Annotated in this window: 12 protein-coding genes and 1 pseudogene; 3 read left to right on the top strand and 10 right to left on the bottom strand. The window is 58.5% G+C overall.

Annotation, left to right across the window (positions count from 1 at the left end):
* Nucleotides 1-9: 9 nt before the first annotated feature.
* The 10 genes from rbsC to potA form a co-directional block, all read right to left on the bottom strand.
* Nucleotides 10-978, bottom strand: coding sequence for a ribose ABC transporter permease (gene rbsC, locus AB5Y90_RS02080; protein ID WP_005336670.1), 969 nt, complete (start codon nucleotides 976-978; stop codon nucleotides 10-12).
* Nucleotides 975-2,504, bottom strand: coding sequence for a ribose ABC transporter ATP-binding protein RbsA (gene rbsA / locus AB5Y90_RS02085; protein WP_368166488.1), 1,530 nt, complete (start codon nucleotides 2,502-2,504; stop codon nucleotides 975-977). Before rbsA ends, rbsC begins: the two co-directional genes overlap by 4 nt.
* Nucleotides 2,505-2,538: 34 nt before the next feature.
* Nucleotides 2,539-2,958, bottom strand: a complete 420-nt coding sequence (gene rbsD / locus AB5Y90_RS02090) for a D-ribose pyranase (protein ID WP_307894901.1) — start codon at nucleotides 2,956-2,958, stop codon at nucleotides 2,539-2,541.
* Between the two features lie 233 nt (nucleotides 2,959-3,191).
* A complete protein-coding gene (locus AB5Y90_RS02095) occupies nucleotides 3,192-3,809 on the bottom strand; it encodes a glutathione S-transferase family protein (RefSeq protein WP_257124939.1) in 618 nt (205 codons plus the stop codon).
* A 433-nt stretch (nucleotides 3,810-4,242) separates the two neighbouring features.
* Nucleotides 4,243-4,932, bottom strand: coding sequence for an RES family NAD+ phosphorylase (locus AB5Y90_RS02100; protein ID WP_005336650.1), 690 nt, complete (start codon nucleotides 4,930-4,932; stop codon nucleotides 4,243-4,245).
* Nucleotides 4,932-5,336: an MbcA/ParS/Xre antitoxin family protein gene (locus tag AB5Y90_RS02105; protein WP_005336648.1), complete on the bottom strand. Its 405-nt coding sequence runs from the start codon at nucleotides 5,334-5,336 to the stop codon at nucleotides 4,932-4,934. Before AB5Y90_RS02105 ends, AB5Y90_RS02100 begins: the two co-directional genes overlap by 1 nt.
* Before the next feature lie 402 nt (nucleotides 5,337-5,738).
* The gene (locus AB5Y90_RS02110) at nucleotides 5,739-6,806 is read right to left on the bottom strand and encodes an extracellular solute-binding protein (RefSeq protein WP_368166489.1); all 1,068 of its coding nucleotides are present in this window, start codon (nucleotides 6,804-6,806) and stop codon (nucleotides 5,739-5,741) included.
* Between the two features lie 81 nt (nucleotides 6,807-6,887).
* Nucleotides 6,888-7,658 carry a spermidine/putrescine ABC transporter permease PotC gene (gene potC / locus AB5Y90_RS02115; RefSeq protein ID WP_005336644.1) on the bottom strand — a complete coding sequence of 257 codons (771 nt, stop codon included), beginning with the start codon at nucleotides 7,656-7,658 and terminating at the stop codon, nucleotides 6,888-6,890.
* On the bottom strand, nucleotides 7,655-8,542 hold the full coding sequence (gene potB, locus AB5Y90_RS02120) for a spermidine/putrescine ABC transporter permease PotB (protein ID WP_071910068.1): 888 nt from the start codon (nucleotides 8,540-8,542) through the stop codon (nucleotides 7,655-7,657). Before potB ends, potC begins: the two co-directional genes overlap by 4 nt.
* Entirely contained in the window at nucleotides 8,529-9,632 is a 1,104-nt protein-coding gene (potA, locus tag AB5Y90_RS02125; protein ID WP_307894899.1) for a spermidine/putrescine ABC transporter ATP-binding protein PotA, read from the bottom strand. The genes potB and potA overlap by 14 nt, the downstream gene beginning before the upstream one ends.
* Nucleotides 9,633-9,833: 201 nt before the next feature.
* Between potA and AB5Y90_RS02130 the strand changes: the two genes are divergently transcribed.
* From AB5Y90_RS02130 to AB5Y90_RS02140, 3 genes and pseudogenes are all read left to right on the top strand, one after another.
* On the top strand, nucleotides 9,834-10,571 hold the full coding sequence (locus tag AB5Y90_RS02130) for a hypothetical protein (RefSeq protein WP_005351939.1): 738 nt from the start codon (nucleotides 9,834-9,836) through the stop codon (nucleotides 10,569-10,571).
* A gap of 16 nt (nucleotides 10,572-10,587) precedes the next feature.
* The gene (locus AB5Y90_RS02135; RefSeq protein WP_307894898.1) at nucleotides 10,588-11,274 is read left to right on the top strand and encodes a DUF2987 domain-containing protein; all 687 of its coding nucleotides are present in this window, start codon (nucleotides 10,588-10,590) and stop codon (nucleotides 11,272-11,274) included.
* 134 nt (nucleotides 11,275-11,408) lie between these two features.
* Nucleotides 11,409-11,801: pseudogene (locus AB5Y90_RS02140) on the top strand (IS3 family transposase); the annotation flags it as partial.

Genomic DNA, 11,801 nt, shown 5'->3' on the forward strand with positions numbered 1-11,801 from the left:
CTTGTCTTATCAACGATTGCTTTTGTTATCGATCATCACGGCAAGCAAGATCACGCTGGCCTTGGCGATCATCTGGTAATAGGAGGATACGTCGAGCAGGTTGAGGGCGTTGTTCAGGAAGCCGATGATCAGCGCCCCTATCAGGGTACCCATGATACGGCCCTTGCCGCCCATCAGGCTGGTACCACCCAGCACCACGGCGGCGATGGCATCCAGCTCGTAACCCATGCCCGCTGTCGGCTGGGCAGAGGAGAGACGAGAGGTAACGATAAGCCCTGCCAGTGCCGAGAGCGCGCCGCACAGACCATACACCGCCAGCTTCACCCGATCCACATTGATACCGGAGAGGCGGGTGGCAGACTCGTTGCCACCCAGCGCGTAGATGTAGCGACCGAGACGGGTATGGTTGAGCATGAACCAGGCGAGCAGGAAGACGATGGCCATCAGCCAGATGGGTACCGGCAGACCGAACAGGTAACCGGTACCGAGCCAGGCGAAGTGATCGGCGCCGTCACTGAAACCGGTGGAGATGGGGCGACCCTCGGTATAGACCATGGTGATGCCGCGCAGGGCGGTCATGGTGACCAGAGTGGCGATAAATGCCTGTACCTTGCCCTTGGCAATGATGAGGCCGCTGACGCCGCCCAGCAGGGCACCGGCACCCAGAGTGAGGGGCACCACCAGCCAGATCGGCAGCTCCATGGCGACCATGGTGGCGGCCAGCGCACCGCACAGGGCCAGTACCGAGCCGACCGACAGATCGATACCGGCGGTAAGGATAACCAGCGTCATACCGACCGCCATGATGGCGTTGACCGAGGTCTGGCGCAGGATGTTGAGCAGGTTGTCGGCGGTGAAGAAGTTGGGGCTCAGAAAGGAGACCACACCAATCAGGACCAGCAGCGCGACCAGGGATTTGTTCTCGATCCACCACGCCTTGCTCATGACGCCACGGCGGGAAAGGGTTTGGGTTGTCATTGGGATGCCTCTTGCTCTGCTTGCCACTGTTTACCGACTGCCGCCGCCATCAGCTTCTCCTGATTGGCATCGCGGGTGTTGAACTCTGCGCTGATGCGCCCTTCGTGCATCACCATGATGCGATCACTCATGCCGAGCACTTCCGGCATCTCGGAGGAGACCAGAATGATGCTCATCCCCTCCTTCTTGAACTGGTTGATCAGCTGATAAATTTCCTTTTTCGCCCCCACGTCGACGCCGCGGGTCGGCTCGTCGAGGATCAGCACCTTGGGCCGGGTCAACAGCCCCTTGGCGATGGCCACCTTCTGCTGGTTGCCGCCGGAGAGCAGCTTGATCAGCTGATCCTGACTCGGGGTCTTGATGTTGAACAGGCGCACATAGTCGCTCACCGCCTGCCGCTCGGCCTTGCCGTCGATCTTGCCGTTGCTGATGAACTCGTCGAGGGCGCAGAGACTCATGTTTTCGCGCACCGAGAGTTCCAGCACCAGCCCATCTCCTTTTCGATCTTCGGAGATATAGGCGATGCCTGCGGCCAGACCATCCGCCGGGCTTTTGGGCACCAGAGCATGGCCGTCAACTTGCACTTCACCGGCGCTGATGGGGCTGGCGCCATAGATAAGCTTCATCAGCTCGGTACGGCCGGAGCCCATCAGGCCGCTAAAGCCCAGAATTTCCCCCTGACGCAGGGAGAAGCTCACCCCGCGCACGCCGGGACCGGCCAGATCCTTCACCTGCAGGCTGACGGGGCCGAGCTCGCGCTCAAGACGCGGGTACTGCTCTTCTAGTCGGCGGCCCACCATCATCTCGATGATCTTGTCTTCATCCAGATCGCTCACCGCCTTCTCGCCGATCCACTTGCCATCGCGCAGCACAGTGACCCGATCGCAGATCTCGAAGATCTCCTTGAGGCGGTGGGAGATATAGACGATGCCGCAACCCTGCTCACGCAGCTCGCGGATCACCTTGAACAGCTGCTCGGTCTCGGTATCGGTCAACGCATCGGTGGGTTCGTCCATGATGATGACGCTGGCATCGAACGACAGCGCCTTGGCGATCTCCACCATCTGCTGTTCACCGATGGAGAGATCCCCGAGCCGGGTATCCGGCCCATGTTTGACGCCAAGTCGTGCCAGCAGGCCGCTTGCCCGCTCGCGCAGCTGTTTGTTGTCGATGCTGCCAAAGCGGGTGCGCGGTTCGCGCCCGAGGAAGATATTGGCGGCAATCGACAACTCCGGCAGCAGGTTCAGCTCCTGGTGGATGATGCTGATCCCCTGATCCTGAGAGTCGCGCGGCCCCTTGAAGTGGACCGACTGACCGCGGTAGCTGACGCTGCCCGCATCGGCTTGATAGATACCGGTCAGCACCTTCATCAGGGTGGATTTGCCGGCGCCATTTTCGCCGAGCAGGGCCATCACCTGGCCCGGATAGACCCGCAGACCCGCTTCGTCGAGGGCGCGCACACCGGGGAAGGTCTTGACGATCCCGGTCAGCTCCAGAATGGGGGAGAGGGGGGAGGTTGTGCTCATTTGCAGCTTCCTTGAAGAGGCCTTCTTTAAGAATTCAGAACGCCACACCGGCGCAGAGGATCAGGTTGGCGTAGGGAGTCACCTCGCCGCTGCGCACGATCGCCTTGCTCTGGCGGGAGCGGGTTTTGAACTCCTCATGCAGGCAGTATTCGATGGCGATGGGCTTGCCCTGGGCAGCTGCGTGGGCTTTAAGCTGATCGACCAGCGCCTGATGGGCGGCGGGGCTGATCTGCTTGATCTCGCTTGCCATGATCACCTTCTCTACCACCAGATCGGTGAGCAGGGCAGTCAGTACGGTTGCAAGGCTGGGCGTCCCCGCCATCAGCGCCAGGTCGATCCGCTCCGGACCTGCCGGAATGGGCAAGCCTGCATCGCAGACGGTGATCTCGTCGGTGTGGCCTATTTGTGCCACCAGAGCACTCAGGGGAGCATTGAGCAGTACGCCTCGTTTCATACAGCACCTCATCAGGCCTTGGCCCGTCAATCTGTGAACCGCTAGGCAACCGGTTACGCAACCGGTTGCTTCATGGCGCAAAGATAGGCTTTTTACCGGGGAAGGGCCACGGCAAAACCACGGAAATGTGAAAACGATCTCAAAGGCGGGAGAAGAAGTGCAGGGGAGGAGGCTGGAAGGGTGTCAGCAGAGCCCTGACACCCTTGTTATTCATTGAGCTATTGATTTTATGGTTAGTTGGCCAGTGCCTTGGCGATCGCCGGACGGCTCAGCATGCGCTGATAATGAGCGGCAACCTTGGGGAATTCATTGATCTCGACCCCATCGCTTTTCAGCCAGCCCGCGACCACGAACAGATAGATATCCGCCACACTGAACTGCTCGCCCAGCACCCAGGGGCCTGCCAGATAGTGCTGCTCAATCTGGGCAAAGCCATCGCGCATATTGCTGGCGACTTTCTGTTGCATGGCGGCAATGGCCTGCTCGTCATCGGCCCAGCGGCTGCCACGGCGACCGTGGGCGTGGGAGACATGCACAGTGGAGGCTAGGAAGCTGTTGACCTCCTGCATGCGGGCCAGCAGGAACGGGTTGTCCAGCGGTGCCAGCTTGGCTGCGGGGAAGCGCTGCGCCACATAGAGCAGCAGGGCCGGGGTCTCGGTCAGGGTGCCCTGAGCGGTGACAAGGGCAGGCACCCGCCCTTTGGGGTTGATGGCAAGATACGCAGGATCACGCTGCTCCCCTGCGGCGAGGTTGACGAGACGGGGTTGGAACGGGGCATTCGCTTCCAGCAGGGCAATCTGCACGGCCATGGCACAGGTACCGGGAGCGAAATAGAGGGTCAGATCGGACATGAATACTCCTGATTGGCTCAGGCCACCCGCAATATCGGCGAAAGATTGTTTCGCGTAACACCACGGAGGGTCATGAAAAAAGAGAGGGGGCAACGCTTGCCCCCCAACCAATCTACACCCCTGAGGGGTGATGAAAAAGTGCAGAATTAATCGACTTTGGCCGCTTTGCTGTTTGCCCACACCCTAAACCCCTTGGCCAAAACCTCGAACCAGATGTTGCTGAGCTTGATGGCATCGCTGACGACTGAGGGGTGGCAAGTTGGTACTGAAAGGACTGGGGGGCAATAGCGCTCCCGCCTCGCGATGCACTCTATCTGTGAGAAATCATGCAGGTGGAAGACTGATGCCCGTGTGCGGGAATACAGATCCTTTTTGCGATGATCCTTTCAGGCTTGAAGGGGAGCACCGCAATTATTATCAATAAGACAGAACCTTATTCCCCATATAGCTTAATTTCCAACACATTGGCGATGGCACTGCCATTCCAGTGGTATTCCAGATGCTGGGCTTGGTGGATCTTGGTGACCAGACGGGGGCGATAGAGCACATGGCAGTTATGACCGCTGTGGCGCACAGAACGGTAGTGGATACCGTCTATCCCCTTGGTTTTCTGTTCTTGGGCGAAAGCTTGGGATTGACCATAGTTGGTTGCGTGATAAAGCGGGGTGGAGAGAAATTCCGCGCTGGTGATATCGACCAGATTGGCGTTGAACTCGGTATAGAGCACCCGCATCTGTACTTTCTGAGCGGGTTCGTTGGTGTAGCCGAACATGCGCTCTTGGTGATACACAGTCTCTTTGATGGCAGTATCGAGCAGGGGGGCGCAGTAGTAACCGCCAAAATCGCCAGTGGTGAATCGGGCTCCTTCCGGGTTGATATGGGTGAAGGCTGCCATCACATAGCTGCTGCCATTTAGCCCGACCAACCAATCCTCTTTCGGTACCAACGACAGATCACCCGCCGCTTCATTCAACCGATCATTGGTCAGTGACTCTATGGCCCAGACGGCCTCCAGTTCGTCCGCATTAGCTACGTCTTCATAGAGATCGATGGTGGGGTAGCGGCTTGGAATGATCCGATAGGCTCGCTCCCCCTTGAGTTCAATCAGTGGCGGCTCTTGCATCAGGCCATACCCCCGCGCCAGGCATGCAGACGGGTGGCCACTTCATACAAATCAGCCACGCGGCCAGCGTTCATAATGTCCATCGCGCTGCGCCCGGCAAAGAAGGGATGGCTGTTGGGTTTGCGCACCCAGCCGTAGATGCTGTCGTCGGCACTGAACAGCATCCTCAGACACTTATGGATATTGAGGATGTAGCTCATCCGTTCTTGCATATCCACGGTCAGACGGATCCCGCCGTTTGACTCTTTGTATTTGTTCAATGTTGAACGGGATGAAATGCCAAGAAGTTTCAGCTGTTCATCTGTATTGCAGTGCCACTTATCCAGGATACGGAATACCACAGGCAGTGCCTTACTGGGGTCAATGGCGCCATTTTTCAGGGCTTTTTGTGCAGTGTTGGCCATATGTCCTCCTTACTATAGTCAGCGCCAGACGGCTGTCTGGCGCGTGAAATGTTAACTTGAGTTTAGTGTAGAAGAAATGCGCACACATGTACACATTTATACATATGTGCACATATATGTTCATTCTTGGGCGTTAATCTTCTTCCTTGAGGTCACGCAAAAAACACTCAGTGGTCAGCCACTATCTGGTGTGGTCCTGGCTGGTACATTGGGTTGATTTTCTCGGCGTCTTTATTGGCCTCATTTTCGAGCCGATGGGCCAGTTTGATGGAGGCCAGACACGAGGCGCGCCATGTGTCGATCGGTGTGCTGTCGTGTTTAGGCATCGAAGAGGTGAAGATGAAAAAGGGAGCGATTGCTCCCTTAATCCATTAACCCCGTCAGGGCCGATTAACCGCTGACTTAACCGGCTTTGGCCACCATGGCTTTCAACTGCAGGAAGTACTGCTCGTAGAGGCGGGAGGCATCACCCACATCGGACTGGAACTCTCCTTTGCGCTTGATCTCGCCGCTCGGGAAGACCATGGGGTTATTGCGAAACGCCGGGGTGAGCAGGGGAATGGCATCCTTGACCGGAGTAGGGTAGCCAATCGCCTCGGCCACCTTGGCGGCCACATCGGGGCGCATCAGGAAGTTGATCAGGGCGTGGGCCTCTTTCACATGCTTGGCCTTGGCCGGGATAGCGAGGTTGTCCATCCAGAGCACGGCGCCTTCTTCGGGGTAGGTCATCTGGATGGAGGGGTATTCGCGCTGGGCGCCGTAGGCCGAGCCGTTCCACAGCATGCCGATATTGACCTCACCGGCGATAAAGGGGTCGGCCGGGTTGTCGGAGTTGAACGCCTTGACGTTGGGCATCAGCTTTTTCAGGTATTCGAACGCTTCGGCAATTTGCGCCTTGTCCTGGGTGTTGGGGCTGTAGCCCAGTTGCACCAGCGCGATATGGAACACCTCGCGGGCATCGTCCATCAGCAGCAGGCTCTCTTTCCACTCCGGCGCCCAGAGCTGCTTCCAGCTGGTAACCGGCTGTTCGATGATATCGGTGTTGGTGCCGATCCCGGTTGCGCCCCAGATATAGGGGATGGAGTAGCGGTTGTCCGGGTCGTACTCGTGGTTGAGCAGGGTGGGGTCGAGGTGCTTGAAGTTGGGCAGCTGGGCGCGATCCAGCGGCTGCAGCATTCCCTCTTTGGCCATTTTTGAAATGAAGTAGGTGCTGGGCACTACCACGTCATAGCCGTCGCCATGGGTTTTCAGCTTGGCGTAGAGGGTCTCGTTGGATTCGTAGGTGGAGTAGATCACCTTGATACCGGTCTCTTGCTGGAACTGCTCCAGCAGGCCGTCCGGCACATATTCCGACCAGTTGTAGAAGTAGACCACCTTGTCGTCGGCCGTGTGAGCGCTCTGGCTCAGCAGCGGGGTGGTGAGGGTGAGGGCGGCAGCCAGCAGGGCGCCGGCCTTGTGTTGGATTGTCATCAACAACTCCTTGGGGTTATGGGGCCTTGCGGCCCACCGTGACAGAGTTCGCCAAAGGTGGCGGGGACGAAACGGGCAGGGTCAACCCTGCCGTTTACGCAGTAACAGTTGCGCCAGCAGCACCATCCCGAGGGAGGCGACCAGCATCAGGGTGGCCAGGGCGTTGACCTCGGGGGAGACCCCCACCTTGACCATGGAGTAGATCTTGAGCGGCAGGATCTCGTAGGCCGGGCCGGTAACAAAGGAGCTCACCACCACGTCGTCCAGCGACAGGGTAAAGGAGAGCAGCCAGCCCGCCATCACCGCCGGCAGCGCCAGCGGCAGTATGATGCGGCGCAGGATGATCCACTCGCCAGCCCCCAGATCCCGTGCTGCCTCCAGCATCCGCACATCAAAACCGCACAGCCGCGAGTAGACGGTGATCACCACAAACGGCAGGCAGAAGGTGATGTGGGCAATCAGTAGCGACCAGAAGCCGAGCGCAATGCCGGTCACTACAAACAGGGTCAGCAGTGAAATGGCCATGACGATATCGGGGGACATCATCACCACGAACAGCATGCCGCTCACGTACTGCTTGCCGCGAAAGCGGTAGCGAAACAGTGCCACGGCGGTGAGGGTGCCGATCAGGGTGGCTGCGGTGGCGGTGAGGGCGGCGATGGTCAGGGAGTGCTGGGCCGCCTGCATCAGGCTGGCGCTGGCAAACAACTTCTCATACCAGCCAAGGGTAAAGCCGCGCCAGTCGATGCCATATTTCGACAGGTTGAAGGAGTTGGCGATCAACACCCCGATGGGCACATAGAGATAGCCAAACACCAGCAGCAGAAACAGAGCCTTCAGTGCGCGCATCATGCCAGCTCCCCCTTCTTGCTGAGTAGCTTGCCCGCCCGCCAGTAGCAGTAGACCAAGAGTGCCATCAGTACCGTCAGCATCACGCTGATGGCGGCGCCAAAGGGCCAGTCACGGCTGTTGAGGAACTGGGTCTTGATCAGGTTGCCAATCAGCAAGTGCTTGGCGCCCCCCAGCAAGTCGGAGACGTAGAACATCCCCATGGCGGGCAGGAACACCAGCAGACAACCGGCGATGATGCCGGGCAGGGTGAGGGGCAAGATGATCCGCACCAGCCGCTGCCAGCCGTTGGCGCCAAGATCTCGCGCCGCCTCCAGCAAACGGCCATCCAGCTTCTCGATGCTGGAGTAGAGCGGCAGCACCATAAAGGGGAGCAGCACATAGACCAGCCCGATGATGACGGCCACCTCGGTATACATCATCTGCAGCGGTCGCTCTATAAGCCCCAGATCCAGCAGCCAGCCGTTGATCAGCCCCCGGGTGCCGAGCAGCACTTTCAGCGCATAGGTGCGGATCAGGGAGTTGGTCCAGAACGGCACCACCACCAGAAACAGCAGCAACGGGCGGATGCGTGTTGGCAGATGGGCCAGCAGCCAGGCAAAGGGGTAGCCCACCAGCAAGCAGATGGCGGTGGCGAGCAGCGCCAGCCAGAGGGAGTGAAGCAGCACCTCAAAATAGAGCGGGTCCAGCAAGCGGCCATAGTTGCTCAGGGTAAAGAGCGGCGCGATAAGCTCGGACTCGTCACGGGTCAGGAAGCTCACGCCGATGATCATCAGGTTGGGCAGGAAGACAAACAGCGTCAGCCAGCCCAGGATCAGCGCGATGGCCCCGTTGCGAAAGCCGTTGTGGGCAAAGCTGTGCGCTACCCGCAGATTAGTGAGGCTCATAGGGCAGCACCACCTCCCAGCTGTCGACCCAGTGGATCGCCACTTCCTGACCCAGACGGTAGTCAAAATCGGGGTCATCCTCGTCGAAGAACTCTGAGATAAGCAGCTGTTTGCCACTTTCGAGTTCAATCACCGAATCCAGCGTCGCCCCCTTGTAGTTGCGCTCGCGGATATTGCCCCGCAGCGCACCACTCTGATCGTCATCCTGATCGAGAATGCGCAGATCTTCCGGGCGTAGCAGCACCAGCACCTTGTCGTCTGGCTGGAACGGCAAGGTGGTATGAAGCAGGCATTCGCGCCCCTCCACCTCGGCCTGCCAGATACCGGGTTCGCGCTGGCTGATCAGTTTGCCATCCATCACGTTGATCTCGCCGATAAAGCGGGCCACGAACAGATTGGCTGGCGATTCGTAGATATCGCGCGGAGTGCCGCGCTGGATGATCTTGCCCCCCTCCATCACCAGGATGCGATCAGACATGGTGAGCGCCTCTTCCTGATCATGGGTAACGAAGACAAATGTGATGCCAAGGCGACGTTGCAGCGCCTTGAGCTCGCTCTGCATCTGCTTGCGCAGCTTGTAGTCTAGCGCCGAGAGGGATTCATCGAGCAGCAGCAGGCGCGGCTTGTTGACCACGGCGCGGGCAATGGCGACCCGTTGTTGCTGACCGCCGGAGAGCTGATCCGGGCGGCGGTTGGCCAGCTCGGTGAGCTGCACCATGGCGAGGGTCTCCTCGACCCGCTTGCGGATCTCGCTGGCCGGTACTTTCTGCATCTCGAGGCCAAAGGCGACGTTTTCAAACACCGTCATATGGGGGAAGAGCGCATAGCTCTGGAACACGGTGTTGATGTGCCTGTGTTCGGCGGGGATATGGGTGATCTCGTCACCGGCCAGATGGATGGTGCCACCATCGACCGATTCGAGCCCGGCCAGCAGGCGCAGCAGGGTGGTCTTGCCACAGCCGGAAGGGCCCAGCAGGGTAAGAAATTCACCGTCATAGATTTCAAGGTCAAGGTCACTCAGGATCACCTTGCCATCGTATTTTTTGCTGATCTTGTTCAGCGCGACAATTACCTGTGGATTGTTCATCATCCGCCAGTCTCACCCCAGCCAGTGGCCATCGTGTTGAAAGAGGGCCGCATTCTATGCAGCCGACACATGAAATTAAAGGCTTTTTGGCCCGAATTAGCCGCAAGTGCGCAGGAAAAACGGCTACGAATAGCAGACCAAATCGCTATAATGTGCCACCTGATTTGGTCGTTTTCGATATTGGATAGTCAATTGAGTAATAAAATGCGTATTGGCGGCTCCCTTGAGCAGTCTCTGAACCAGGGCTACCGCCTTGATCTGAAAGGGGTCATCCAGGAGGGATGGCAACAGACCCGCCGTACCGGATTTGGCCTGCTGCTGGCGATTGTCGGGGTGACGGCGATCTGGATCCTGCTCAGCAATGTGCTGTTGTTGCCCTATCTGGGGGATGACAGCCAGATGAATGTGGCCATGGTGCTGAGCCTGCTGATGACGGTGGTGATGGCCCCCATGACCAGCTCCCTCGATATGCTGGGGTTGCAGCAGTCAGTCGGGGTGCGCGCTAGAGCCAACCAGGTGTTCGACTTCTTCCGCCACTTTGTGCGTCTCGGCATGTTGAGCCTGCTTGGCAGTCTGCTCACCAGCCTGTTTGGCCCGCTATTCGATCTGCTGGGCTTGCCCGCCGTGCTCTCTTTCATCCCCTCGGCCCTGATCGGCATGGGGTTGCTCTTTACCGTCCCGCTGGTGCTGGAGCGCGGCCTGACACCGCCCCAGGCCATTCTGGTCTCTCTCAAACTCTTTGCACGCGGCTGGCCCAGCATTGTGCTGTTCCACGGCGTGATGACCGCGCTCTTCTTCCTGGCTCTGATCCCCATGGGGTTGGGGCTTATCTGGGTGGCACCGCTCTATTTCAACTGCAAGGGGATCCTCTATCGGGATCTCTGTGGGGTGGGGGTAGAGGTCAACGAGGTGACAGAAGGCCCCAACCATTTCAATGCATGATGCAAAAGGACGTTGAATGACCCGTCGATATGGAGTGACCAAGGCTGTGCGCCAGAGTCTGCTGACCACGCTCTTGCTGCCAGGGCTGGCGCTGGCTGAGCCGGTGCTGGAGCTGCAATACAGCACCTTCTACAGCCAGATGAAAACCTTTGCCAAAGGGGAGTTTGGTCACGCCAGATTGGGGTTTTATCTGACCGATCCGCAAAATGGTCAGCGCTGCGGCCTCACCTTTGCCCGGGTTGCAACCGACAGCAAGGAGGTCGCGGGCGAGGTAACGGTCGATAGCGAACTGCGCCTGCCTTTTGATGAGGATCTCAACCTCGACAAGGGGATCGTGACCGTCGGCCTGAAAGAAGAGCACGCCACTTGCGATATGATGGTACAGGTGATGGCCGACGCACCGAATGGCTCCGAACTGCCGCTGGCGGAGCTGGCGGCCCGTCAGCAGCAGATGCAGTCGCTGCTCGACAAGATGGCGGGCATGGTCGGCAAGCACTTCTTGCCGAAGATGGAAGGGGTACGCATTACCCTGGTGCAGCAGAGCGGCACTGCTTATCTGATTGATGGCGCCCGTCAGGAATCGCTGCCCTGGCAGGAAGGCCACCTGCTGCTGAGCAATGAGCAACTGGCCGCGTTCGCTGCCGGGCAACTGCGCCTGCAGGGTGACGTGCTGCGACTGACCCCCTGGTTGCACAAGGGCTGATATAGATGGTGCTGTCACGTTGGTAACAGGCAGATCAAGAAAGCAAAAAGGAGCGATCATCGCTCCTTTTTTATTGCGTGTGTCCCGTCCTGAATATGGTTTACACCTTTCCCCCCCAATAAATGGAGAACCCGATGGGACAAGGTGTGAAACGGACACAGCGCGATTACTCACTGACTTTTAAACTGGCACTGGTCGAGCAGATTGAAAAAGGCGAGCTCAGTTGCCAGCAAGCACAAGCCCGATATGGCATTCAGGGCAATTCGACCATTCTGGTATGGTTACGTAAACATGGTCGGCAAGATTGGAGCCAGGGGGCTTCTGTACGTGCCGGCAGGAGCATCACCATGCCTGACCCCGACAACCAGACGCCAGAACAGCGCATCAAGGAACTCGAGCAACAGCTGGCGCTAATGAGTCAGAAGGCCCAGTTCTTTGAGGCCATCGTCGATGTACTGAAGAATGACTACGGCGTCTCCATCGTAAAAAAGCGACCCGGCAAGTCCTCTCGCAGCGGCAAGTCGAGA

The sequence above is a fragment of the Aeromonas sp. R4-1 genome, assembly GCF_040908325.1.
Classification (GTDB): domain Bacteria; phylum Pseudomonadota; class Gammaproteobacteria; order Enterobacterales; family Aeromonadaceae; genus Aeromonas; species Aeromonas veronii.